At 72.4% G+C, this 23330-nt stretch carries 20 protein-coding genes; 6 read left to right on the plus strand and 14 right to left on the minus strand.

All coding sequences use genetic code 11. From position 1 onward, the window contains the following. Window positions 1-26 precede the first annotated feature (26 nt). Genes BUQ68_RS20525 through BUQ68_RS20550 form a run of 6 tightly spaced genes read right to left on the minus strand, consistent with a single transcriptional unit; the run spans window position 27 to window position 5859 of the window. Window positions 27-1361 carry an HWE histidine kinase domain-containing protein gene (locus tag BUQ68_RS20525; protein WP_075217899.1) on the minus strand — a complete coding sequence of 445 codons (1335 nt, stop codon included), beginning with the start codon at window positions 1359-1361 and terminating at the stop codon, window positions 27-29. After that, complete coding sequence (locus tag BUQ68_RS20530) at window positions 1358-3163, minus strand: ATP-binding response regulator (RefSeq protein ID WP_075217900.1); 1806 nt, start codon at window positions 3161-3163, stop codon at window positions 1358-1360. The genes BUQ68_RS20525 and BUQ68_RS20530 overlap by 4 nt, the downstream gene beginning before the upstream one ends. After that, complete coding sequence (locus BUQ68_RS20535) at window positions 3160-4197, minus strand: SpoIIE family protein phosphatase (RefSeq protein ID WP_075217901.1); 1038 nt, start codon at window positions 4195-4197, stop codon at window positions 3160-3162. The genes BUQ68_RS20530 and BUQ68_RS20535 overlap by 4 nt, the downstream gene beginning before the upstream one ends. After that, window positions 4194-4604, minus strand: a complete 411-nt coding sequence (locus BUQ68_RS20540; protein ID WP_075217902.1) for an anti-sigma regulatory factor — start codon at window positions 4602-4604, stop codon at window positions 4194-4196. The genes BUQ68_RS20535 and BUQ68_RS20540 overlap by 4 nt, the downstream gene beginning before the upstream one ends. Next, on the minus strand, window positions 4585-4974 hold the full coding sequence (locus BUQ68_RS20545; RefSeq protein ID WP_075217903.1) for an STAS domain-containing protein: 390 nt from the start codon (window positions 4972-4974) through the stop codon (window positions 4585-4587). The genes BUQ68_RS20540 and BUQ68_RS20545 overlap by 20 nt, the downstream gene beginning before the upstream one ends. 9 nt (window positions 4975-4983) lie before the next feature. Then, a complete protein-coding gene (locus BUQ68_RS20550) occupies window positions 4984-5859 on the minus strand; it encodes an STAS domain-containing protein (protein WP_075217904.1) in 876 nt (291 codons plus the stop codon). 423 nt (window positions 5860-6282) lie between these two features. On the opposite strand from BUQ68_RS20550, the gene BUQ68_RS23915 reads away from it, so the two are divergent. The 3 genes from BUQ68_RS23915 (at window position 6283) to BUQ68_RS20565 (ending at window position 8308) form a co-directional block, all read left to right on the plus strand. Continuing rightward, window positions 6283-6693: an I78 family peptidase inhibitor gene (locus BUQ68_RS23915; protein ID WP_175577874.1), complete on the plus strand. Its 411-nt coding sequence runs from the start codon at window positions 6283-6285 to the stop codon at window positions 6691-6693. Window positions 6694-6734: 41 nt separating this feature from the next. Continuing rightward, window positions 6735-7790 carry a Gfo/Idh/MocA family protein gene (locus BUQ68_RS20560; RefSeq protein WP_083656769.1) on the plus strand — a complete coding sequence of 352 codons (1056 nt, stop codon included), beginning with the start codon at window positions 6735-6737 and terminating at the stop codon, window positions 7788-7790. 263 nt (window positions 7791-8053) lie between these two features. Continuing rightward, window positions 8054-8308: a hypothetical protein gene (locus BUQ68_RS20565; RefSeq protein ID WP_075217905.1), complete on the plus strand. Its 255-nt coding sequence runs from the start codon at window positions 8054-8056 to the stop codon at window positions 8306-8308. A gap of 210 nt (window positions 8309-8518) precedes the next feature. On the opposite strand, the gene BUQ68_RS20570 is transcribed toward BUQ68_RS20565, so the two are convergent. From BUQ68_RS20570 to BUQ68_RS20605, 8 genes are all read right to left on the minus strand, one after another. Next, complete coding sequence (locus BUQ68_RS20570) at window positions 8519-10981, minus strand: glycosyl hydrolase 2 galactose-binding domain-containing protein (protein ID WP_075217906.1); 2463 nt, start codon at window positions 10979-10981, stop codon at window positions 8519-8521. 8 nt (window positions 10982-10989) lie between these two features. Further along, window positions 10990-11985, minus strand: a complete 996-nt coding sequence (locus BUQ68_RS20575; protein ID WP_075217907.1) for a DUF1839 family protein — start codon at window positions 11983-11985, stop codon at window positions 10990-10992. Continuing rightward, the gene (locus BUQ68_RS20580; RefSeq protein WP_075217908.1) at window positions 11982-12890 is read right to left on the minus strand and encodes an amino acid--[acyl-carrier-protein] ligase; all 909 of its coding nucleotides are present in this window, start codon (window positions 12888-12890) and stop codon (window positions 11982-11984) included. The genes BUQ68_RS20575 and BUQ68_RS20580 overlap by 4 nt, the downstream gene beginning before the upstream one ends. Before the next feature lie 5 nt (window positions 12891-12895). Further along, the gene (locus BUQ68_RS20585) at window positions 12896-14077 is read right to left on the minus strand and encodes an acyl-CoA dehydrogenase family protein (RefSeq protein WP_075217909.1); all 1182 of its coding nucleotides are present in this window, start codon (window positions 14075-14077) and stop codon (window positions 12896-12898) included. Beyond that, window positions 14074-14328 (minus strand): acyl carrier protein, encoded by a 255-nt coding sequence (locus BUQ68_RS20590; RefSeq protein ID WP_075217910.1) that lies wholly within the window; start codon window positions 14326-14328, stop codon window positions 14074-14076. Before BUQ68_RS20590 ends, BUQ68_RS20585 begins: the two co-directional genes overlap by 4 nt. Window positions 14329-14423: 95 nt before the next feature. Then, a complete protein-coding gene (locus tag BUQ68_RS20595; RefSeq protein ID WP_075217911.1) occupies window positions 14424-16004 on the minus strand; it encodes a glucosamine inositolphosphorylceramide transferase family protein in 1581 nt (526 codons plus the stop codon). Beyond that, window positions 16001-17212, minus strand: a complete 1212-nt coding sequence (locus BUQ68_RS20600) for a glycosyltransferase family 4 protein (protein WP_075217912.1) — start codon at window positions 17210-17212, stop codon at window positions 16001-16003. The genes BUQ68_RS20595 and BUQ68_RS20600 overlap by 4 nt, the downstream gene beginning before the upstream one ends. A 45-nt stretch (window positions 17213-17257) precedes the next feature. After that, window positions 17258-18805, minus strand: a complete 1548-nt coding sequence (locus tag BUQ68_RS20605; protein ID WP_075217913.1) for a hypothetical protein — start codon at window positions 18803-18805, stop codon at window positions 17258-17260. 160 nt (window positions 18806-18965) lie between these two features. On the opposite strand from BUQ68_RS20605, the gene BUQ68_RS20610 reads away from it, so the two are divergent. The 3 genes from BUQ68_RS20610 (at window position 18966) to BUQ68_RS20620 (ending at window position 23288) form a co-directional block, all read left to right on the plus strand. Further along, entirely contained in the window at window positions 18966-21020 is a 2055-nt protein-coding gene (locus BUQ68_RS20610) for a GumC family protein (protein ID WP_075217914.1), read from the plus strand. Window positions 21021-21278: 258 nt separating this feature from the next. After that, window positions 21279-22118 carry a WecB/TagA/CpsF family glycosyltransferase gene (locus tag BUQ68_RS20615; protein WP_083656770.1) on the plus strand — a complete coding sequence of 280 codons (840 nt, stop codon included), beginning with the start codon at window positions 21279-21281 and terminating at the stop codon, window positions 22116-22118. A gap of 3 nt (window positions 22119-22121) precedes the next feature. Next, window positions 22122-23288, plus strand: coding sequence for a glycoside hydrolase family 5 protein (locus BUQ68_RS20620; RefSeq protein ID WP_083656771.1), 1167 nt, complete (start codon window positions 22122-22124; stop codon window positions 23286-23288). Window positions 23289-23330: the final 42 nt, after the last annotated feature.

Consider the following 23330-nt stretch of genomic DNA (forward strand, 5'->3'; position numbering starts at 1 on the left):
TGGAGGGCCAGACCGGCGACCGCCGGTCAGCGGCTCGCCACGTCGAACTGGCAGACGATGCCGTCCGGCCGGTAGTCGAGCCGGGCGGAGCCTTCCAGCTCGTGGGCGAGCACCCGCTCGATCAGCCGCGAGCCGAAGCCCTGGCGGGTCGGCGGCGTCACGGCCGGGCCGCCGCTCTCGGTCCAGGAGAGCGACAGGCGGTCGTGCGGCAGCACCGCCCAGGCGACCGCCACCGACCCGCTCTCGTTGGAGAGCGCCCCGTACTTGGCCGCGTTGGTGGCAAGCTCGTGGAGCGCCATGGCGATCGGCACCGCGACGCGCGGCGCGATGTCCACGCTCGGGCCGGAAAAGGTGAAGCGGGCCCGGTTGCCGCCCGCGTAGGGCGCCACCGCCTCGGTGACGATGGCCTGCAGGGTGCCGCCGATCAGGTCGTCGCGCATCAAGAGGTCGTGGGTGTTGGCAAGGTTGGCGAGCCGGCTCTCGAAGGCGGCGAGCGCCACCGTGTCCATGCCGGGCCCGCGCAGGGTCTGGCGGGCGATCGCCTGCACGATGGTGAGCGTGTTCTTCACCCGGTGGTGCAGCTCCTGGATCAGCACCTTCTGGCGGATCGCCGCCTGCTTCTGGCGGGTGAGGTCGATGTTGATGCCGACGAGCCGGCCCCCGCCGGGCCGCTGGTCGAGGATGTCGGCGCGGGCGAGCAGCCAGCGCTGGCTGCCGTCCGCATGGATCACCCGGTATTCCATGGTGAACGGGGTCCCGGCGGCGACCGACTCGCGGGCGGTGCGCTCGACCCGGTCGCGGTCGTCCGGATGCACGGTCGAATTGGCCACGGCGGCGTCAAGCGGCGTGTCCAGCGGCACGCCCACGAGGCGGTAGTTGCTCTCCGACCAGGTGTGGGTGTCGGTCTCCGGGTCCCATTCCCAGGTGCCGACGCCGCCCACCTCCTGGGCGAAGCGCATGCGCGCCTCGCTGGCGCGGAGCCGCTCCTCCGCCTGGCGCATGCGCAGGAGCGCCCGCACCGTGGCGATCAGCTCGTCCGGCTCCACCGGCTGGGACAGGTAGGCGTCGGCGCCGCCTTCAAGGCCGCGCACCCGGTGGCCGGCGCTCACGTAGAGCGCCGAGGTCTGCAGCACCAGGATGTCCGGCCAGGTCTCCTTGATGCGCTCGCACACCACGAGGCCGGTCATGTCCGGCAGGTTCACGTCGAGAAGCACCAGATCGGGCCGCCGGCTCGCCACCAGCGCCAGCGCCTCGCTGCCGCTCGCCGCGTCGAGCACGGTGAAGCCGGCGTGCCGGAGCACCCGCGCCTTGGCGTAGCGGTTCGTCTCCGTGTCGTCGACGTTGAGGAGGATGCCGGTCATGGGCTGGTTTCCGTCCAGCCGAGGGCCTCCGCGAGGCCGAGGGTTTCCCTCCGGCCGATGGCCTCCGCGAGGCCGAGGGCCTCCAGGATGGCGGCGCGGTCGAGCGCGCTCTTCGGCAACAGGGCGTCGACGCCCGGCAGCCGGGCCTTGAGGTCGGCCGTGATGGGGTGCGACGTGGCCACCACCACCGGCACGGCTCGAAGGCGCGGGTCGCGGCGGACCGCCGCCAGCACGCCGAATCCGTCCAGCATGGGCATCTCCAGGTCGAGGAGGACAAGGTCCGGCACCACGTCGGCCAGAGCCGAGACCGCCGCCCCGCCGTCCGCGGCCTCCAGGATGTCGATATCCGCCACGTCGCGGAGCGCTTGGCGGACGAGGTAGCGGAAGGCGGGTTCGTCGTCGACCACCAGGACCCGGCGCCGGACCGCCGCGGCGGACGGCGGCCGGTTCTTAGGCGGGGCGATCGGGTCGTCGCCGACGGCCACGGCGGCCGGCAGGGTGAGGCGGAAGAGGGAGCCCTCGCCGACGGCGCTCTCCACGTCCAGGCTGCCGCCCATCAGCTGGGCGAGCTTGCGCGACAACGGCAGGCCGAGGCCCGTGCCCTTCTGGCGCCGCTGCAGCGGCCCGTCCACCTGGCTGAATTCCTCGAAGATCTTGTCCAGATGCTCCGGCGCGATGCCGATGCCGGTGTCGGCGACCGAGAAGACCACCGTCCCGGTCGGGCCGACCGAGGCCTCCACGCGCACGCCGCCCGCCTCGGTGAACTTCAGGGCGTTGGAGATCAGGTTGCGCAGGATCTGGCCGACCTTGCCCTCGTCGGTGCGAAGGCGGGGCATGCCCGGCGCGATCTCCAGCACGAGGTCGACCGCGCTCGTGGTCAGAAGCGGCTTCAGGGCGCCGCGAAGGGCCGCGAAGAGGTCCGCCACGGCGAACACCGTCGGCTTCAGCTCCAGCCGGCCGGCCTCCACCTTGGCAAGGTCCAGGAGGTCGTTGACGAGCTCGGTCAGGCTGTCGGCGGACTGGCGGATGTAGACGACCTGCCGCTCCTGCTCGGCGCTGAGGTCGCCGTCCAGCCGGTCGAGGAGAATGCGGGTGAGCCCGAGGATGGAGTTCAGCGGCGTGCGGAACTCGTGGCTGACGTAGCTGAGGAAGCGGGACTTCAGCTCGCTCGCCTCGCGCAGCTGCTCGGCCTTCTGGTCCAGCTCGGAATAGAGCGCCACGATGCCCCGGTTGGTGTCCTCCAGCTCCCGGTTCAGCCGCTGCAGCTCCTCCTGGCGGCTGCGCAGCTCCGCGAAGGAGAGGACGAGCTCGTGGTTCTGCTCGCGCAGGAGCTCCAGCGCGTCGCCGCCCGGCTCGCGGCGCACCGTCTCGCCGATCTCCCGCATCCGGTCGGCGCCGACGCGGCGGTTCCGCGGCAGGCGCTTCTGCACCAGGATGGCGTGACCGCCCCCCGGCTCGGCCGTCAGGTCGTAGTGGTCCATCAGCCGGCGGGCGGCCGCGATGCCGGACGGACCGCCCCGGCCGGCGGGTTCGGCCGCGGAGGCCTCGGCGATCTCCGGGCGGAGCCGGCCGCGGATCGCGATGGCGAGCGCCTGGTCGGTCTCGCCGCCGTCGATGCGGAAGTCGACCGACCCGCCGCCGCCGCCGAGCGCCGCCCGGGCGAGTTCGGACGTGGCGGCGGCGATGCGCGTCTGGTCCTGGCGGTCGAAGCCCACCAGTTCGGCGATCCGCCGGGCCTGCTGGCGCACCAGCACCAGGTCGGTCTCGCTGTCGAGCGAAAGGGCAAGGAGCGGCCGGGTCATGAGGCTGCGCCTTCGGGCGTGCCGTCGGTCCGGTCCGCGAACGGCCCGGCGACCAGCACCGTCACGTCGTCGCGGCCGCGCGCGTGGTCGCGGTAGAGGAGGGCGGCGGCGACGATCGGCGGCGCCTCGGCAAGGCCCGGGTAGCGGTCGAGGCTCCAGGAGGTGGTGAGGCCGTCGGAATGGAGCACCAGCCGGTCGGCGGCGCCGAACGGCTCGGCGAATTCGGCGAGCCGGTGGAGGGCGAGCCCGGCGGTGCCATTGTGCGAGACGAGGCGGCGCACGCCGGCCGGCCGCACGATGACGCCGGCCACGTTGCCGAGCCCGCAGAAGACCACGCGTCTCGCCTCCCGCTCGATGCGCGCGGTGGCGACCGCCGCCCCGCGGGTCGCCTTCAGGGCCTGATGGGCGATCTCCAGGAGGCGGCGCGGCGCGGTGCCCTCCTCGGCGGCGCGGAACACCCGCACCGCCTCGACCGCCGCGGTGGCGGCGCCGGGACCGTGGCCGAGCCCGTCCGCGACCAGAACCTCGGCGCACCCGCCGCTACCCTGGCGGGCCGCCCAGGCGTCGCCGCAGACCTCCTCGCCGGCCAGCGCCACCGACACGGCGCCGATGGCCGGCCAGGCGAGGCGGCGCGGGCGCGGGCTGCGGACGAGGCGCACCGCCACCGCCGTGCCGAGGCCCGGCCAGGAGGCAACCGCCATGGCGTCGGAGAGGCGGCGGATGGCGCCGAAGCCCTGGCCGGCGCTGCCGGCGGACGAATAGCCGTCCTCTTGGCAGGCCGCCACGTCGGCCATGCCGGGGCCGCGGTCGAGGGCGATCAGCTCCAGGCCGGCGCCGGTCTCGTCGGCAAAGAGCGCGGCGAGGATCTCCCCGCCGCCGCCGTGCTTCTTCAGGTTGGTGGCGAGCTCGGTCGTCACGATGGCCACGCGGCCGGCATCCGTCTCGGAGAAGCCGCCGCTTTCGGCAAGCGCCACCGCGCGCCGTCGGGCGTCCGCCACGTGGCCTTCGGCCTCGACGGGCAAGGTCTGCATCATCCGGATTTCCAGCGCGCGATCATGATCCGCGTGCCGACGCCGACTGCGGATTGGATGGAGAACTCGTTCGACAGGCGTTTTGCTCCACTGAGACCGAGGCCGAGGCCGCCGCCGGTGGTGAAGCCGTCCTGCATGGCGCGGGTGACGTCCGCAATGCCCGGCCCCTCGTCCTCGAAGGTGACCCGGACGCCGCGTCGAAACCCCTCCTCGATCACCTCGACCCGGGCCGTGCCGCCGCCGCCGTAGTCGAGCGTGTTGCGGGCGATCTCGCTCGCGGCCGTGACGATCTTGGTCTGGTCGACGAGCCCAAGGCCGATCCCGACGGCAAGGTCGCGGACCTTCTGGCGAACCCTCACGATGTCGTCCGAGGTGCGGATCTCCATCGTGTCAGAGGATGTCACCGGCATCGAAGCCCTCCGCGCCGGCGATCCGCTCGCCAAGAAGCGCCATGCCGCGCTCCACGTCGAGCGCCGTGGCGACCCCCGTGAGGGTCAGGCCGAGCTCCACCAGGGTGATGGCGACGGCGGGGCGCATGCCGACCACGACGGTGCGGGCATCGAGCAGGCGGGACACCGCCGCGATGCTGTCCAGCATGCGGCCGATGAAGCTGTCGACGATCTCCAGGGACGAGATGTCGATGAGGACGCCGCGCGCGCCGGTCTGGGCGATGCGGGTGGTGAGGTCCTCTTCGAGGGCCATGGCGAGGCGGTCCTGCATGTCCACCTGGATGGTGACCAGGAGCGCGCTGCCCATCTTCAGGATCGGGATGCGGTCCATCGGCGCGCCTCAGCCTTGTGCCGAGGCGGCCGGGCGGGCCGGCACCACCGTACGGCCGATGCGCCGGAGCGCCACCGCGAAGGCGTCGGCGAGGGTCGCCTTGGACACCACGTTGAGCTCCACGCCGAGGTGCACCATGGTCTGGGCGATCTGCGGCCGGATGCCCGAGATGATGCAGTCGGCGCCCATCAGCCGGGCCGCGGCCACGGTCTTCAGGAGGTGCTGGGCCACCAGGGTGTCGACGGTCGGCACGCCGGTGATGTCGATGATGGCGATCTCGGCCGAGTGGTCGACGATGGACTGGAGAAGGTTCTCCATCACCACCTGGGTGCGCTCGCTGTCGAGCGTGCCGATCAGCGGCAGCGCCAGCACCCCGTCCCAGAGCTTCACCACCGGGGTGGAGAGCTCGGCGATCTCGCGCTGCTGGCGGATGATCACCTCCTCGCGGCGCTTCTGGTAGGCCTCCACCGTGAGGAGGCCGAACTGGTCGACGAGGACGGAGGCCTCCACGCCGATCTCGGCGGCCGCCGCCGGATCCAGCCCCTCGGCCCGGGCGATCGCCTCGTGGAGCGGCCGCTTCAGCGAGAACACGAAGGCGGCCGTCTCGCTCGGCGAGAAGCCCTGCATGGCGCGCGTACGGGAGATCTCCGCCAGACCGTCGCGCAGGCGCCCGTAGGCGGGCGCCTTGGCGTCGAAACCGGCCTCGCCGATCGCCGCGACCAGATGGCCGAGCATCTCGCGGGCCTGGGTCTCCATCTCCATGGCGGTGATGCGGCCCTGGCCGACGGTGCCGGCCGCCTTCAGCGCGCCGATCCAGGCGGCGAGGATGCGGTCGCGGTCGGCCGCCAACAGAGCGGCGAAGCGGGCCTGATCGGGTGACGCCATGGGGCGCGTGCCTCTTCTCTTGGATCCGGACCAGACCTTGGCGGCCGGATGATGGGTCTCATGGTCGACAGGAAGGAACGTCCGCAGGACGAGCCGCGACGGCTCCGTCCGGCCACGGCCGACGACGCACGCCGTCGTTGCCCGGCTTTGCCTGCAACTGCCCCCTCCCGCCGGCGGGTGCGATGGGCGCACGCCGACTGCAACCGAACGCGCGGCCGAGCCATAGGTTCCGCCATCGGCGCCGGGTGCTGCCGCGCCGCACTTGCGGGGGGCGCCCGGCCGCGATCGCCGGCTTTGTCGTTGCCATGGGGAACAAGCCCGTCCCGGCATCCGTTCAGCAGGAAAGGCGGACGACGGCGGACGCCACGGGGCGGCGCATGGCCATGCGCCATGACGCCGCCCTCATCGGCAAGGAGAAGACCCATGGCACAGGGATGGATCGGTTCGGCGGCAGCCCGGATACCCGCGGCCCGGAGCACGGCCCGGCGGGCAGCCGCGGCCATTGTCCTTGCGGCGGCGGGGCTTGCCGGCTGCGTCGCGGTGCCGGTCGCCGGCCCGCCGGGGCCGCCGCTCGGGCCCGGCCCCGGTCCGATCGACAGCCCGATCTACGGCGGGCGTCCGCCGGTCGGACCCGGCTGCGTGGCCGAGCGGGCGCGCTTCGCCCTCGGCGAGCGGGCGTCTGGCCGGGTGATCGATGCCGCCGGGCGGCGCTCGCGAGCCAGCGAGGTGCGGATCGTCCGGCCGGGCGACTTCGTCACCCGCGACTACCGCTCGGACCGGCTGACGCTCGAACTCGACGGGCGCGGCCGGGTGGCGGCGGTGAGCTGCGGCTGAGCGATGACGACGACACCCTCGAAAGAGAAAGGACTGCGGTCATGGTGAAGGTGATCCAGGTCGGGCTCGGCCACTGGGGCTTCGACTGGGCGCAGAGCGTGATCCCGACCGTGGAGAGCGTCGACATGGTGGCCTACGTGGACGGCGCCGCCGAGGCGCGCGACCGGGTCGCCACCATGCTGGGGGTGGAGGAGGGCCGGCTCTACGCCTCCCTCGACGCGGCGCTCGAGGCGACCGACGCCGACCTGGTGCTCGCCACCCTGCGCACCGAGGCGCACCATCCGGTGGTCCGCCAGGCGCTTCTCGCCGGCAAGCACGTGATCGTGGAGAAGCCCTTCACGACCACCATCGCGGAGGCGCGCGAACTCGTCGACCTTGCCGCCGAACGCGGCCTCGTGCTGATGGTCAGCCAGAACTACCGGCACTATCCGGCGCCGCTCATGGCCGCCGATCTCATCGCCCGCCAGGCGCTCGGCCATGTGAGCCTCGTCGGCATCGAGTTCCGCCAGCACGCGCCGACCATCGGCTACCGCTACTGGGACTTCCCCGATCCGCTCCTCGCCGACATGTCGATCCACCACTTCGACCTGATGCGCATGGTGCTGAAGGACGAGCCGCGGGCGGTCTCCTGCCGGACCTGGAACCTCCCCGGCAGCCCGTTCGCCAACCATCCGGTGGGCGTCGCCACGGTGGAGTTCTCCGGCGGCACCATCGTCAGCTACCGCGGCTCCTGGATGAGCGGCGGCGCCTCCACCGCCTGGGCGGGCGAGTGGACGATCGACTGCGACGGCGGCGAGATCTGGTTCACCTCGCGCGGCCACGGCCACGAGCGGTTCGCGCGCGACAGCGTGGTGCTCCGCCCGCGCGACAAGCCCGCCGAGCGGCTGGCGCTGCCGGACGTGCCGCACTTCGACCGGGCCGGCACCCTGGCGGCGGCCGCCGAGGCGGTCGCCACCGGGCGCACGCCGCCGGGCTTTTCCTCCGGGGCCGACAACATCCGCAGCCTGGCGCTCATGCAGGCGAGCATCCTCTCCACCCAGCGGGGCGGCGACTGGGTGCGCATCGACGAGGTGCTGCCCGATCCCCCGCCGATCTGAGATCGGACCGATCCGAAGAGGCGCAGCCGAACCGCGCCCGTTTCACGTTTCCTTAACCAATTGGGACCAGCTTCAACCTTAAGGCTCGTTAACGGCACGACGGCCGGACCGGTGCTCGGGCGGGGCGGACCCGCCCCGAAACCGGCCCGGTCCTGGCCCGGACCCTCGCCGGCCAGAGCGCCTTTTCGATCGGACGGACACGTCGGATCGAAAAGACATCGCTCCAGCTTGAAGAGCCTGGAGCATTCTCACGGAGTAGACCCATGGTCTGGACCGCCTTCCTCTCCCTCCTGACCGTCTGCTACGGCACTGTTGCCGCCGTCTTCCTGGCGAGCACCGTCGCCGAACTCACCGCCAAGGGCCGCAGCCTGCCCGTCGCGGTTCTGATCGCCCTGCCGGTCGCGGCCGTCTGGCCGGTGACGCTCGCGGCCGCCCTCCTCGCCATGAACGACACGCCGAAGCGTTCGGCGGCCCGGCGGATTGCCGTGCATCCGCCGGGCCTCACGCGCCGCGTCTGATCGAAAGCACGCGCCGCGTCCGATACGAGGCGCGCGCCGCGTCCGGGCCTTCCTGCCGCCCGACCTCACGTCCCGCCGAGACCCCTCGCGCCTTAGAGCAGTCTCCGATCAAGTTGAAAGACTTGATCGATGGGAGAATGCTCCAGGCATTTGACTCTGGAGCGTTTTCCGACGTGACGAATCCGGCAGGTCGGAAAACGCTTGAGGGGATCAGAAGCTGACGACCGTCGCGCCCGTGCCGACCCGGACGGCGCCCTGCGGCGGTGGCGGCGCGCCGGGTCCGACCGGCGTCAGATCGATCGTCTTGTCGGCGCCGGGCGCAAGCGCGAAGGCGTCGTCGGACGGACGCCAGCCGGGCGCGTCCACAGTCAGCCCCTCCGCGTACCGGTCGACCGAGAGCACGAGGCGGGGGTGCGCGCCGTCGAGGTCGAGCCGTGCCGTACCGCTGACGGGCCCTGTCCGCACGGGGGCGATCCCGCCGGGCCGGTGATGGGCGTCGGCGAGCACCGCTCCGGTGGCGGCGTCGCGGAGGCGCACCACCGTCACGTCGTGGGCCGGCGGGCCGAACCGGTAGGCGTAGGTCACGTCGAAGAAGGCGCCGATCAGCGCGTAGGCGTCGAGCGTGCGGCTCTCCCGCGCCGCGAGCGGCGCCGGGGCCCTGCGGGCCACCACCGGCACGGCGCCGTCGCGCAGGCACGCGATTTCCACCACCGTGTCGAGGGCCGCGGCGGTCTCGTTGACGAGATGGATGGCGAGCCCGTTGGTGCCCTCGTCGGTCAGCGCCACCTGCACCGGACGGAAGGCGCGCTTCAGGGCATACCAGGCGGGCTTCGGCCGGCCGGTGGCGTCGATCACGCCCCAGCCGGCGCCCGGCACCAGGTCCATCAGGGTGAACACCAGCGCGCCGCCGCAGCCGGACCCCGGCCGCCGCCACTCGGCGAACGCTACCTCCATGACGGCGCCGGTGACCCGGCGGGAGAGGTCCAGGTAGCGCGCCGGGTCCTCCCGTCTCAGCCGCGCCGGGTCGAGGCCGTGAAGGAGGCCGAGGTAGGTGTCGCGCACGTCCTCGAAGTCCCAGGAGGCCGCGAGGTCCCGCGGCACCGCCGCCTTCCAGGCCGGATGGTGCACGGCCGGCTGGGGCAGGTGCGCCTCCAGCGTTGCCGCCGCCGGCACGTTGGAAAAGGCGAGGCATTCCGCGGCGAAGCGCACGTTGGCCCGGCGGAGGTCGTCGAGGCCCCGGCCGTAGGCGCCGACGCCGTAATAGTGGGCGATGCCGCGCCCCGGCACGAAGGGGAGCGCGCCGCCGCACGGAGCGTTCGGCACGTAAGGCACGTCCGGCCGGCGGTCGGCGGCAACGCCCTTCAGCACCGTCTCGTAGAGCGGCGACAGGGCGGCGGCCGGCGGCAGGCCGAACATGGCGGCCTGCTGGTAGACCTCGCTGCCGCCGCAAAGGACCGCGAGCGAGGGCGCGGCCTGCACCGCGCCGAGGAGCGCCTCCGCCTCCGCCACCGCGGCGGCGACGAAGGCCGGGTCGGCGGCCGGATAGTCGAAGTTGGCGAACATGAAGTCCTGCCAGACCAGGAGGCCGCGCTCGTCGCAGAGGTCGAAGAAGGCCGCCGTCTCATAGGTGCCGACGCCGGGGATGCGCAGCATGGTCATGCCGGCCTCGGCGGCAAGGTCCACGAAGGCTGCGTAGGCGTCCCGGTCGCCGGAAAGGCGCACGATGTCCGGCGTGGTCCAGACCGCCCCCCGGCAGAACACCGGCTCGCCGTTGACGCGGAGTGCGAAGCCCTCGCCGTCGGCGCCCCGGTCCACGGCAAGCGTGCGGAAGCCGACCGTCCCGAGATCGATGCGGGCGGGGCCGGCGTCGAGCGCAAGCGTGTAGAGATGCGGCGTGCCGTGGGTATGCGGCCACCAGAGCCGGACCGGGTCAAGCCGGAGGCTCAGCGCCAGCCGGCCGTCCGGGCCGACGGTGCCGGTTGCCGTGCCGTCGCCGCAGGAGAGCGTGGCGTCGTCCGCGCCGTCCAGCGTGCAGGCAAAGTCGAGGATCCCGGCCGAGCCCTCCAGCCGGGTGGCGACCGCAAGGTCGCGGATCGCCACCGGCCCCCGGCGGGTGAGGGTCACCGGCCGGTAGGGGCCGACCGGGTGGATCTCCGGGCACCAGCCGGGCATGTGGCCGAGGAGGCTGGTGCGGACGAGGCGCAGCCCCTGGGCGGGGATCATCTGCGGCCGCCAGCGGGCGCGCGGGCCTTTGGCCGCGAGCGCCGGGCCGAGGGCGCGGAAGACGATCGCGATCTCACTCGTTGCCTGAAGGTCCACGTCCACCGCCGCGGGCACGAACATGGACCGGCTCAAAAGCACCGGCACGGCGTCGACGAACACCTCGGCGAGCGTGGCGAGCCCGTCGAAGGCGAGGCTGAACCGTCCCTCCACCCCGGGCCGCACCCGGTACCAGGCGTCGACGCCGGTGAGCGGCATCGGCGCCGTCCGGGAGAAGCGGCCGGCGGCCTCCAGGGCCGCCGCCACCGTGCCGGGCACGATCGCCGGGATCCAGTCGTCGAGGGCCGCAGCCTCCGCCGGCCCGGCTGCGGCGCCCGGCGGCGACAGCGCCAGCGTCCAGCCGTCGGTGAGCGCGATCCGCGCGTCGGTGGAGACGGAGACGACCCGGGCCATGCGCGCCGTCAGCCGTATCGGCGGGTAAGCGTCGTCATCAGGGCGTCGTGGTGATCGGCGATCGGCGCCAGCCCGGCGGCAAGTCCCGCCACGCGCCGCCGGGCGACCGCGCGGGCCACCTGGAACTGCACCGCCTTGGCGCCGTCCGCGATCGCCCGCGCCGCCGCGATCCCGTCGTCCGGGCCGCCGAGCCAGGCGAGGTGGTCGGCCAGCAGCTCGAAGTTTGCGCCCAGCTGGCGGAGCGTGTTGAAGGCATACTTGTGGAAGGCCCCGAACGGCCGGTCGGCGAGCGCCGCCACGTCCGCCTCGAAGGTCGCCGCGAAGGCGCGGACCGGGTTCGCGGCCGGCCGCAGGCCGATGTGCCGGCGAAGGAGGCCGGTCGCGGTGTCCTTGAGGCCCGCGAGGGCCACCGGCCGGTCCGGCCGCTTAACGAACTCCGCGTAAGGCAGGAAGGGCGCCGCCTCGGACCGGTCGGCGGTGCGGAACAGGCCCTCGAAGTCCTCGCCGGAAAGCGTGAAGACCCCGCCGTTGTGGAAATAGTCCATCGACCGGGCGGCGAGGTCGATCCGGTTCACCGCCACGGTGGTCTTGCCGTGCTCGGTCCGGTAGCCGACGCCGCGGGTGTCGGGCAGGTGGAAGCCGTCGAGCTCCATCAGCACCAGCCGGCCGCGCGCCGCCTGGACGGCGATGTGGCCTTCCGGGGCGTCGAAGATGGCGAGCTCCTGGACGCGGAGGCCGAAGAGGGCGGCGAGATCCTCCGTCGGGATCTTGAAGAAGGTGAACTGGTCGCCCTCGAAGTCCTCCGCCACGGTGAAGCCGAGGGCGGCCTCCGGCGGCAGGTCCATGGCGGCCAGCACCTCGATCCAGAGGTCCACGTAGCAGTTGGTCTCCGGCCAGATGCGGTCGGCCGCGTGCAGCCGGTGCGGCCGGTGGGCCGCCGGATCGAGCCCGGGGAAGACCGCGGGGGCCGGCCCGGCCGCGGCCTGGAGCAGCGGCCGGTTCATCCCCACAGCACCTTGCGCACGGCCGACGGCCAGGACTGCACGTCGGTGCCGTGGTGACGGAAGAGGGCGATCGCCACCCGCTCCAGGCCGAAGCCCACGCAGGCCGTGTGCGCCACCGCGCCGTCGGCGGTCTCGATGCCCCAGGTGCGGCCGAAATGGTCCTGGTGGTAGTTGAAGGAGAGGCAGGCGGTGGGCGCCTCGGTGCTGTTGACCGGCACCAGGAGCTCGAACTTCAGGCCCTGGTCGCGCTGGTTGTTCTTCATCATCCGCCCGGCGCGGCCGAAGAAGGGGTCGTTGGCCACGTCCACGTGGAAGGGCAGCTCCAGCATCTCAATGAGCTTACCCCCGCGCTCCAGCCAGTCGGCGCGGAAGGCCACCACCTGGTCGGGGGTGCCGGCGCGCACATATTCGCGCATGCGGAAGAGCTGCATGCGGGTCGGCTCCACCGAGGGCTCGTGGCGGAAGCAGTAGGACTGCAGGTCGAACAGCGCGCCCTCCGGCTTCAGGACGCCGCGGTTGGCGATCAGCGGGTAGAGCGGGTAGCAGGCGGCCGGCGTCAGCACCACGTCGGTGGCCTTCTGCTGGCCGGTCCAGTCCTCGCCGGCGGCCAGGCACTCCATCAGCTGGGCGTGGCCGTGGTCGTCGCCGCAGAAGCTGTGCACGGTGCCGGCGAGTTGGGGGAAGCTCTTCAGGTAGCCCGAGCGCTCGAAATGGGCGCGGTTCATGGCCGGCGGGAAGCGCACCACCTCGGCCTTGTCCTCGCCGCCGAAGGCGGTGACGAGGGCGTCGAAGCGCGCGATCACGTCCTCGAACACGCCGGAGCGCCCGTAGAGGCCGTCGATGCCGGTGGAGAACAGGATGCCGCTGTCGAACAGGCGGTTGAGAAGGCTCGTGGTCTCTTTCATGGGGATCATCCGAAAAGCCCGACGTCCTGCCGCTGCACGAGCAGCAGGTTGGCGGTGTTGCCGAGGATGCGCTCGTTGCTGACCATCAGGCGCGCCGAATGGGCGTCGCGCAGGTGCCGGCCGAGGCTGTAGGGCGTGCCGTTCTTGTAGCCGAGGATGCCGCAGACCAGGAGGCACCGGTCGATCACGTCGAGGATGCGCTCCGACGTCTCCACCTTGACCATGTTGATGTCGACCGCGAAGGACACCGACGAGAGCGCGTCCGGGTCGGCCTTGGCGGCCTCGAAGCGCTCCATGGCGGCAAGCACCGTGGAGCGGATGGAGTTCAAGGTGGCGGTCGCCTCGGCGAGCCGGAGGGCGCCGGGCGGGGTGGTCTGGGGCGTCTTGCGGGCCTCGGCGCGCACGAAGGCGCGGGCCCGGTTGACGGCGTCCGTCGCGATGCCGAACCAGAGCGCGCTCCAGAGGATGTGCGCGTAGGCGAGCATGGACTGGGCGGCGATCTCGGCGAAGGGCTTCGGGATGATCTGCGCCACCGGCGCCGCGCCGCGGAACACGTAGCCGTTGGAGCAGGTGCCCCGCATGCCGAGCGTGTCCCAGGTGGAGGTGCGCTCCAGCGTGTAGTCGCCCTTGAAGAAGACCGCCATCACCTGGTCGGTGGTCGGCGCCTCGCCGTTGGCGCGGGCCGTCACCATGATGCCGTCCGCGTCGTCGCCATAGGAGATGACGGTCGCCTGCTTTTCAAGCGTGAAGCGGTCGCCGGTGCGCTCCACCGCGCAGATGGAGTTGCGCATGTTGCCGCCGATGCCGCCCTCGGTGGTGGCGGAGGCGATCAACAGCTGGTCGGCGGCGATCCGCTCCAGGGCGCCTCGGTGCCAGGGGCTGTCGAGGCCGTGCTCCACCAGGGACGACACCTTGATCTGGTGCATGGCGAACACCATCGCGGAGGCCGAGCAGGCCTGGCCGAGCACCGTGCAGGTGTCGGCCACTGCCGCCAGACCGGCGCCCTCGCCGCCGAGGTCCTCCGGGATCATGGCGCCGAGCAGGCGTTCCGCCTTCATGGCCTCCACCGCCTCGCGGGGAAAGCGCCCGTCCCGGTCCACCGCGTCGGCGTGGCGGGCCGCCACGGCGGCGACCCGGCGGGCCCGTTCGCGCAGGCGGCTCGGCGTGAAGTCGCCGACCGCGTTCATGCGGCCGCCTCGCGCTCGGCCACCAGCTCGGTCACCGCGTCGGTGATGGAGCGGATGCTGGCGAAGGTGCGGCGGTTCAGCATGCGGTCGGGGAACTCGATCTCGAACGTGTCCTCAAGGGCGAGCATCAGCTGCACCGACGCGAAGGAGGAGAGGCCGGCGCCGTAGAGGTCGGCGTCGTCGGCAAGGGTGGCCACGTCCACCGGCAGGCCGCCGTGGCTGGCGAGGAGGGTGCGAATGTCTGCACTCATGCGTTGTATTCCCAGGCGTCACGAACGAAAGGACCAAAGAGAGGCAAGAGCGTCGGCGGGCCTTGCGGCGGTCGGCGCCCGGACAGGCGAAAGGCTCAGGTGGGCGGGGCGGAGCGGGCGGCCGGGCCCGGATAGGGCGCCGGGGCCTCCGCGCCGGGGTGGGGCGCGGGCTTCGGCGCCTGCAGGCGGTCGGCGAACCCCATCAGGCCGGCGAGCTTCGGCCGGATCACCGCGCCGTCGATCACCTCCAGGTCGCCGGCCCGGTTCAGCGTGTGGAGCTTGCGCCCGGGCCAGCTCGCCGACGGGCGGACCCGGCCGATCACCGTCTGGGCGAAGCCCGTCTCGTCGAGCCGGGTGATCTCGGCGAGCGTGATGGCGGCCCCGTAGCCGTCGGTGCAGTCCTGCACCGGGCGGAACAGGCGGCCGTCCCGCCGCACCATGGCGCCGGCGGGGCGGGCAGTCGCCACGTCGACCAGGATGGGGTTGCCCGGATGCGGCGCCCAGGGGCCGAACAGGGTGTCGGCGCTGTAGATGGCGAGCGTGTCCGAATAGCCGCCGGTGCCGTCGCGCTCGGCCGCCAGCATGTAGAGCCGGCCGCCGTGACGGACGATGGTGGCGTCGCCGAGCTGCCGGCCCTCCAGAAGGGTCGCCACCTTCTCCCAGCGGTGCGGGAAGTCCACGCAGCGGTAGACGTCGAGCCGGTCGGCGAGCGAACTCTCCGGCAGCATGTAGAGCGCGCCGCCGTCCTCGAAGAGGAAGGGATAGGACAGGTGGAAGGGCGCCTCGATCACCGGCACGGCCGGGCCGGTGGGTCCATTGCCGTCGAACGGCACGGCGGCGATGAAGCCGCGCCCGACCCGGTGGTCCAGCCCTTCCACGAACACCGCCGTGCGGCCCTGCCAGGTGGCGGCGAAGGGATCGGCGTAGAAGCACTTGCCCGGGTCCGGCAGCACGCGGAACGGAACGCCGTCGGTGTCGCCGCGCTCCATCACGCCGGGGCCGGTCACGTGGCGCCAGCCGACCCTCCAGTGGGGTGCGTGGCAGCAGAGCCGGTAGAGCGTGAGCGCGGCGGTCGCCGCGAGGGTGCGCGCCGCATAGGGCAGGGCACGGCCGGCGCGGGCCGTCGCGGCCTCCGGGGGCGGCAGCGGCCGGTCCGGATCGCGCAGGCGCGCCACCAGGAGGGCGGCGAGGCGCGTGGTGGCGGCGTCCATGCCGCCGCCGATGCCGACGGCGGTCTCCCGCGAGGGCCGGCCGCGTTCCAGGGTGAGGCCCCCGTCGAAACCCCCGTCGAGGTCGCGGATCTCGAAGGCCGGCATGTGGCCGGCAAGCAGCGGGCCGATCAGCGCGTCCTCGCCGAAGAGGCCGTCGAAGGCGACCGCCAGCGTGCGCGCGCCCGGCCGGGCCGCCGGCGCCGCGGAAAGGTCGATGACGATGTTCGGCCGGTCCAGGCTGCCGACGGGCGGCAGGGCGTCGAGCGCGTCCGGGTCCGCGCCGAGCGGCCGGTGCCGGCGGAGGAGCATGCGTTCCAGGTCGAGCAGCAGGCCGACCGACCGCACCGGCGGCCTGCGGTCGGCGTCGATCAGGCGGACGGCGAAGCCGGCGTCGAGCAGCCGCCGGGCGAGATCGGCGATCCAGCGCCGCCGCCGGGACGGGTCGACCGCGAGGGCCACCATCATGGGCGCGACCCCGTGGGCAGCACGGCGCGCATGGTCTCCACATAGGCGTCCACCATGGCGTCCACCGAGTAGCGGCGCTCCAGGCGGCGGCCCGCGGCGCTGATCCGGCCGGCGAGGACCGGATCGCCGAGAACGTCGTCGACGGCCTTGCGGAAGGCGGCGGTGTCGTCGACGTCGACGAAGACGGCGGCGGGCTCGCCGTCGCTCGCCAGCACCTCGCGGAGCACGGAGAGGTCGTTGGCGATCACCGGCACGCCGGTCTGGGCCGCCTCCACCACCGCAAGCCCGAAGGTCTCGCCGAGGGAGGGGAAGACGAACACGTCGAGGCCGGCGAGGAGCACGCCGACGTCCGCCGGCGACAGCTCGCCGAGGAAGGTGACCCGATCGGCGACGCCGAGCGCGGCGGCGAGCGCGCCGAGCGCCTCCCGCTCGGCGCCCTGGCCGGCGACGGCGAGATGCCAGCCGGGCCGCTCGGGCAGGAGGCGGATGGCGGCGTCGAAATGCTTGGTCGGGTGCAGCCGCCCGGTGGAGCCGAGCAGCGTGACGCCCGCCGGCAGGCCGAGCGCCGCGCGGGCGTCATCCTTGCCGATGGCGAGCGTCTTGTTCTCGAAGCCGTGCGGGATGGAGATGATCCGCCGGCGATAGGAGGCCGGATGGCGGCTGTAGTCGGCCAGGGTGGCGGCCGAGTTCACCGTGATGGCGTCGTAGACGCCGACCTGGCCGAACAGCCGGTCGAGCACCCGGATCGGCTTCGGCGTCACCGCCTGGGTGGAGACCTGGTTGGCGATCACCGGGGCGCGGCTGACGAGCCGGGTGGCGGCGGCGCCGACCGCGTTGCCGAAATGCTGGTAGGTGACCACCACGTCCGGGTCGATCCGCCGGATCGCCTTCATCAGCCGGCCGAAGAAGCGCAGCATGCCGATCGGGCCGTTCGGCCGCACCGGCTCCACATAGGTGGTGCGCGGCTGGCCGTCGTAGGCGGCGGTGCGCCGGTAGAAGAAGAGCGTGTGCACCTCGAGGCCGCGCCGGTCGAGACCGGCCGCGAGCAGGCGGGTGATCTCCTGGGCGCCGGCGCCCTCCGCCTGGGTCTGCACCAGGAGGACGCGCAGCGGACGGGCGGCCGCGACGGTGCGGGACGTCGCGTCGGCCGCCGTCAGGGCGGCGTCGGCGGGGCCGGCCGCGGACGGCTCGACAGTGTTCAAGGTCATCGCTTGTCCCTGGGCTGATCCCGATCGGCCGAGGGGTGTCGCGCGTCACCGGGCGCGGGGATCGCCTCTCCAGGCGGACCCCAGCGCAACTCCGGCGAACGACGCCATCAGCCCCATCGCGAGGACGGAAAATAATGCCTCTTCTTGAAATAATCCATTGACGAGCACGGTTAACAGACCAAACGCCGCCAACCCGAAGTGTCCGTTCATAGTTTTGATGTAAAGTCGCCATGTCATAAATGACAGCGCCGCGTAGAATACGAGCACGAAGACGCTGGCGACACCCATCTGATAGATCAACACGCCGATAGAGCTTTCAATCGCATAGGGTGTATAGCCGTTTCGCTGGGCATCCTGCCATTGTTCGGGGGTCATCTGGGCATCGAGATTGCCGCCGCTGCCGATGCCCCAGCCGATCGGCTGCTCCAGGAAGCCGTTGAGGCCGCCCATCAGGCCGAGCACGTGGAAGTCGCCGCTTGAAAGGCCGGTGAGCGTGTTCAGCGACGCATAGAGCACGAGCACCCCGAGGACCGCGCCGAGGCCCGCGACGGCGCCGAAGAGCCGCGTCGCGGTCCAGCCGCCCAACACCATCAGGATGACCACGATGGCGCCCTTGGCGCTGGCGAACACGAGGAGCGGCAGGAGCAGCAGCGCCACCACGAAGCGGCGTGCCGCCAGCAGATAGAGGAACAGGAAGGCCAGGCAGTAGCCGTAGCTGATGGCGTGGATGTTCGGCCCGAACAGCCGGTCGATGGTGATGCCGAACTCGGAAAGGTAGGCGGTGTTGAAGAGGTCCACCGAGAAGCTGTCGGTGATGTCCTTGTAGACCTTGCCGGTGGTCTCCAGCGTGTGGATGAAGGCGCCGGTCTGGCGGAGCGGCTCCACCGAGAGAGTCCAGAACGAGCGACCGTTGGTGAGCGCCAGCCAGGCGTCGCGCGACAGGAACTCCAGGTAGCCGAGCGCCACATAGGGGATGGCGAGCAGCATCAGGGTGCGGCCGAAGTCCACCCGCTCGCGGGCGGCCGTCAGGAGGCAGATCTGGAAGAGGAGGATCGGCAGGGCGAAGTTGCGGGTGTAGATGATGGCCGCCTGCCCGTTCGCCGCCACCCCGGCCACCATGTAGAGCCCGATCACCACCAGCACCGCCACGGAGCCGAACACCAGCCGGCGGATCGACGGGGTGTAGTGGTTTGCCTCCAGCACGAAGCGGCAGAACACCACCAGCCAGAAGCCGACCGTCAGCATGAAGCCGTAGCCGCGGATGAAGGAGAGGTCGTCCGGCGAGGTCAGCCCCGGCGACAGGATGGAGACGATCAGCGTCTGGAAGAAGGCGTTGAACAGGATGGCCGACGGCAGCACCCGCGGCCAGGCGACGGCCAGCCCCACGGCGAGCACGAAGGCCATCAGGATGGCGAGGGGCTTGGAGACGAGGTGCAGCGAAAGCGGCACCACGGTGACGAGCGCGGCGACCGCCAGCATCCCGGCGGTCTCGGCGATCAGCGAGGCCGTGCGGGCGTCGGCGGCGCCCCGCGAGACACGCAGGAGGCGCGGCGGTCCGGTCCGTTCAGTGGTGGTGGAGGCGGTGACGCTCATGGGTTTCGCCAGAAGACCTTTTTTACCATGCGTCCACGTTTTCTATGCCGACCTCGGCAACTCTCCGAGTTTCGCAGGCGCCGACAAATAAATATAAAAGATATGATACATAGAAAAGCGGCTTCTGGAAGTCAGTCGCGTCAGGGAGGCCTTTCATCAGATGACGGCGAGTACGAAAGCCGACTGGGAAAGCCCGCTCATCTCGCAAGGGGCGGACGCGCCGCTTGGCGCGGGGCTGCCGGGACTCATCGATCCCGCGGCCGCGATGGCGTTTCTGCGTCGCAACCTCCTGCGGATGCTCGGGATCGCCACGCTGACCTTCGGCCTTCTGGCCGCCGCCTACATGGCGCTGCCCGCCACCTACACGGCGACCGCGCTCGTCCTCGTCGATCCGCGCAGCCAGCGGGTGCTCCTTTCCGAAGAGGTGATCCCGGGCATCGGCAGCGACACCGCCGCGCTGGAGAGCTATGTGGCGGTGGCCGCCACGGAGGACTTCCTCGCCCCGGTCGCCCGCGGGCTCGGCATCCTCGACGACCCCGAGTTCAACAAGCCCGGCCTCCTCGGCCGGGTGCCGACCGAGCGCGACGTGCTCGGCGCTTTCCGCAAGCGGCTCTGGGTGGAGCGGCGCGGGCTCACCTACCTCGTCTCCGTCAACTTCACCTCCGCGGATCCGGACAAGGCCGCGAAGGTGGCCAACACCGCCGCGGAGGCCTTCGTCACGCGCCTCGCCGAGCCGCGCCAGGAGGCGACCGACGACGCCGCCGGCTGGCTGGAGCGGCGGCTGGAGACCTTGCGGGCGGCCGTGGTGGCGTCCGAGCAGGCGGTCGCCGAGTATCGCACCGCCAACCGGATCGTCGACACCGGCCAGGACACCACCGTGGACGGCCGCCGGCTGACCGACCTCAGCCAGCAGATCGCCCTTGCCAAGTCCAACGCCGAGCAGGCCCGCGCGCGCTACGAACAGCTGCGCACCGAGCGGCCCACCGACATGAACGCCAACCCGGCGGAGACCGGCCTCCTCGCCAGCCTGCGCGGCCAGTATGCCGCCGAGCGGCAGCAGGCGGCGCAGATCGCCCGCATCTACGGCGATCGGCATCCCCGCTTCGCCCAGGCCAATTCGCGGCTCGCCACCCTGGAGGAGCAGATCGGCCAGGAGATCCGCCGGCTGGTGGCCGATAGCAAGGCCAGCTTCGACGCCGCCGAGGCCCAGTACCAGGCGCTCGAGGCCGAACTCGCCCGCGCCGAGACCCGCGCCACCACCACCGCGGAGGCGGGCGTGCGCCTGCGCGACCTGGAGCGCGAGGCGGCCGCCAACCGCGCCCTCTACGAGCAGGTGCTGACCCGCTACAAGGAGACGAGCGCCCAGCGCAGCCTCTTGCCGAGCGACACCCGCATCGTCTCCAACGCCACGCCGCCGACCCGGTCCAGCCGGCCGAGCCCCGTGCTCGCCGCGCCGGTCGGCCTGTTCGCCGCGCTGCTCGCCGGCCTGATGGGCGCCATCCTCATCGACACGGTCACCCGCGGCGTGCGCAGCCCCGAGGAGGTGGAGGCGCTGACGGGCGTGCCCGTGGTGGCCGAGGTGCCCGCCCGGGGTGTCGGCGGCAAGCCGATCGCCGTCAACGCCGGCACCGACCTCCGGCGGCAGCTGCGCAAGATGGCCGAGATCTTCCGCAAGATGGCGGGGCTGCGGCCGGGCGCCCACGTGCTCGTCTGCGGCCTCGGCGACACCGGCGCGGCGACCGCGGTGGCGACCTCGCTCGCCCGCCAGGCCGAGCAGGCGCGCCTCTCCGCCCTGGTGGTGCTGCCGGATCCGCCGAAGAAACGTATCCGGGGCCGCAAGACCTCCATCGACCCGACGCTCTTCGACGTCCTTTCCGGCGACGCGCCGCTCGACCGCGCCGTGCGCGACGACACCGGCACCGGCACCGGCCTCGTGCAGGTGATGAACGCCGGCTGCCCGGCGGGGGTGCGCCTTGCCGAGCTGGTGCGGCACCCGGACTTCTCCCGCCTCTCCGGCGTCGGGCGCCGCCGCTACGACCTCGTCTTCGTGGTGGCGCCGGACGTGGAGGACGATCTCGACGGCGACCTGTTCGACGCCGTGGTGCTGGTCGTCGCCTTCGACCGGACCAAGCCGGCGGACCTGCAGACCGCCGCCGGTCACCTCAGGCCCTCTGGCGGACAGCCCATCATGGCGGTGCTGCACGGCCTGCCATGACCGGGTTGACGCCGGCCGGCGTCTGCCGCCTGAGGTTCGACTTCGCGCCGCCGGTAAACCTCCGGTTTTGCTGCGCCGCAGGACAACAGAAGGAAAGCCTATGATCTGGCGTGTGTATTACAAAGTTTGAGGGCAAGGCGGCATTTGGTCGAATCCCCTTATCCCGCTCTTTACCTGACACGAAAGTCATGGCCGAAATATAACGTTTATTATATGCATGGCGCCCATAAGTCGTGCCGTAGCAGGATGGATGCGTTCATGAGTATTGCGGAACGCGGGCAGATCGCCCCCACGGGAACGGACTTCGCCCTCGACCGGCCTCACGGCTCCGGCGATCTCGCCGGCGTTTGGCCCGTGTCCGTGGTCGGCGGACTGCCGATCGCCGCGGTGGACCGGGCCCGGTCCGCCGACGATCTGATCGCCTTGGCGGTGGACCGTCGGGACAGCGGCCGTCTGCCGCTCTACGTCACCTCCGCCAACGGACAGGTGGTGGTGCTCGCCGACCGCGACGCGCAGTTCCGGAGCCGGCTTCTGATGGCCGACGCCATCCACGCGGACGGCATGCCCATGGTCCTCCTGTCGCGCCTCTTCTGCCGCCGCGCCCTGCCGGAGCGGGTCGCCACCACGGACTTCGTCCACGACGTGTTCAGCCGGTCCGGACCCCACGCGGTCCGGCACTATCTGCTCGGCGCCACCGCCGACGTGATCGCGGCCGCCGCCGCCAACCTCCGCGCGCTCTACCCGGACGTGGAGATCGTCGGCGCCCGGCACGGCTACATCAGCCCGGAGGCCGAGGCCGAGGTCTGCGCCGAGGTGGCCGCCCTCAAGCCCGACTTCCTGTGGATCGGCATGGGGGTCCCGCGCGAGCAGGACTTCATCAGCCGCAACCTTTCGCGCCTGGCCGGCGTCGGCGTCATCAAGACCGCCGGCGGCCTGTTCGACTTCCTGTCCGGCCGCAAGCCGCGGGCGCCCGGCTGGATGCAGACCCTCGGGCTGGAATGGCTGTGGCGCGCGCTCCTGGAGCCGCGCCGGCTCGGCTGGCGCTATCTGGACACCAACCCGGCCGCCCTTCTCCTCATCATCACCAGGAACCGCTGACAGGTGCGCCGGGGGCTTGCCGCACCGCTCCTCGCCGCCCTGATGGCGGCGGCCCACCCGATCGGCGCGGCTGCCCAACCGGCCGGCGAGACGGCGCCCGCCACGACACCCGGCGCCGCCTGCGCGGCCCGGTTCCAGGTGCCGGCCGACCGGCTCGCCCGCCTCGCCCGCGGCTACAACCTCACCGGCTGGATCGACGTGCGCGACGAGCGCGAGCCGGACGCCGAACTCCTTCAGGCGCTGCGCCGCGCCGGCATGACCCACGTGCGCCTGCCGGTGCCGGCGGAGGACCTGATGCCGGCCTTCGCGACGGCCGAACGCACCGCCGCGCGCCTCCGCGCGATCGCGGCCGTTCTCGACCGCATGATCGCCCTCGACACCGCGGTGGTGCTCGACCTCCACCCGGGGGGCGATCTGGCGCGGCTCTACGCCGAGGCGCCGGACGCCGCGCTCGGCGAGATCCTTGCCGCCTGGGACCGGCTGATCCCGCTCGTGGCCGCCCGGCCCGCCGGCCTCGTCTTCCCCGAACTCCTCAACGAGCCGCCGACCACGCCGGAGCGCTGGGACGGCGACGCCCGGCGGATCGCCGCGCACCTGCGCGCCGCCTTGCCGGACCACACGCTGGTGATCGGTCCCGCCGGACCCCAGCGGGTGGAGCCCCTCATGGGGCGGCCGCCGGTGGAGGACGCCAACACCGTCCAGGCGATCCACTTCTACGACCCGATGGCCTTCACCCACCAGGGCGCCACCTGGATGGGCGACGATCCGCACGCCGCCCTTGCCGAGGTGCCCTTCCCGGCGGCCCCCGGCGATCCCGCCCTCCGCCAGGCCCTCGCCGGCATGCGCCTGATCGGCCGGCCGGACGCCGCCGACCTCCTCGCCCGCTCCTACGAGGCCCCGTGGGACGCCGCCCGCATCGCCGCCGTGTTCCGGGACGTGTCCGTCTGGAGCGCCCGGACGGGCCTGCCGGTGGTGGTGGGCGAGTTCGGCGTCCTGCGCTTCGCCGCGCCGCCCGCCGACCGGGCCGCCTGGATCCGCGCCGTGCGCGAGGCGGCCGAGGCCGCCTGCATCGGCTGGACGCACTGGGAGTTCCGCGACGGCTTCGGCCTCGTCGACCCGCGCACCGGCGCGCCCGAACCCGCCGTCATGGACGCGCTCGGGATGAAGTGACGCGCGGCCGACCCGGGCGCGGGTCTTGATGGCGCTGCCCGA

The organism is Mongoliimonas terrestris (genome assembly GCF_001927285.1).
Taxonomy (GTDB): domain Bacteria; phylum Pseudomonadota; class Alphaproteobacteria; order Rhizobiales; family Pleomorphomonadaceae; genus Chthonobacter; species Chthonobacter terrestris.

What these genes read in the sequence shown, in the direction of transcription:
- BUQ68_RS20525 (WP_075217899.1), bottom strand. Translation starts at nt 1,361, where the DNA reads ATGACCGGCATCCTCCTCAACGTCGACGACACGGAGACGAACCGCTAC.
- BUQ68_RS20530 (WP_075217900.1), bottom strand. Translation starts at nt 3,163, where the DNA reads ATGACCCGGCCGCTCCTTGCCCTTTCGCTCGACAGCGAGACCGACCTG.
- BUQ68_RS20535 (WP_075217901.1), bottom strand. Translation starts at nt 4,197, where the DNA reads ATGATGCAGACCTTGCCCGTCGAGGCCGAAGGCCACGTGGCGGACGCC.
- BUQ68_RS20540 (WP_075217902.1), bottom strand. Translation starts at nt 4,604, where the DNA reads ATGCCGGTGACATCCTCTGACACGATGGAGATCCGCACCTCGGACGAC.
- BUQ68_RS20545 (WP_075217903.1), bottom strand. Translation starts at nt 4,974, where the DNA reads ATGGACCGCATCCCGATCCTGAAGATGGGCAGCGCGCTCCTGGTCACC.
- BUQ68_RS20550 (WP_075217904.1), bottom strand. Translation starts at nt 5,859, where the DNA reads ATGGCGTCACCCGATCAGGCCCGCTTCGCCGCTCTGTTGGCGGCCGAC.
- BUQ68_RS23915 (WP_175577874.1), top strand. Translation starts at nt 6,283, where the DNA reads ATGGCACAGGGATGGATCGGTTCGGCGGCAGCCCGGATACCCGCGGCC.
- BUQ68_RS20560 (WP_083656769.1), top strand. Translation starts at nt 6,735, where the DNA reads ATGGTGAAGGTGATCCAGGTCGGGCTCGGCCACTGGGGCTTCGACTGG.
- BUQ68_RS20565 (WP_075217905.1), top strand. Translation starts at nt 8,054, where the DNA reads ATGGTCTGGACCGCCTTCCTCTCCCTCCTGACCGTCTGCTACGGCACT.
- BUQ68_RS20570 (WP_075217906.1), bottom strand. Translation starts at nt 10,981, where the DNA reads ATGGCCCGGGTCGTCTCCGTCTCCACCGACGCGCGGATCGCGCTCACC.
- BUQ68_RS20575 (WP_075217907.1), bottom strand. Translation starts at nt 11,985, where the DNA reads ATGAACCGGCCGCTGCTCCAGGCCGCGGCCGGGCCGGCCCCCGCGGTC.
- BUQ68_RS20580 (WP_075217908.1), bottom strand. Translation starts at nt 12,890, where the DNA reads ATGAAAGAGACCACGAGCCTTCTCAACCGCCTGTTCGACAGCGGCATC.
- BUQ68_RS20585 (WP_075217909.1), bottom strand. Translation starts at nt 14,077, where the DNA reads ATGAACGCGGTCGGCGACTTCACGCCGAGCCGCCTGCGCGAACGGGCC.
- BUQ68_RS20590 (WP_075217910.1), bottom strand. Translation starts at nt 14,328, where the DNA reads ATGAGTGCAGACATTCGCACCCTCCTCGCCAGCCACGGCGGCCTGCCG.
- BUQ68_RS20595 (WP_075217911.1), bottom strand. Translation starts at nt 16,004, where the DNA reads ATGATGGTGGCCCTCGCGGTCGACCCGTCCCGGCGGCGGCGCTGGATC.
- BUQ68_RS20600 (WP_075217912.1), bottom strand. Translation starts at nt 17,212, where the DNA reads ATGACCTTGAACACTGTCGAGCCGTCCGCGGCCGGCCCCGCCGACGCC.
- BUQ68_RS20605 (WP_075217913.1), bottom strand. Translation starts at nt 18,805, where the DNA reads ATGAGCGTCACCGCCTCCACCACCACTGAACGGACCGGACCGCCGCGC.
- BUQ68_RS20610 (WP_075217914.1), top strand. Translation starts at nt 18,966, where the DNA reads ATGACGGCGAGTACGAAAGCCGACTGGGAAAGCCCGCTCATCTCGCAA.
- BUQ68_RS20615 (WP_083656770.1), top strand. Translation starts at nt 21,279, where the DNA reads ATGAGTATTGCGGAACGCGGGCAGATCGCCCCCACGGGAACGGACTTC.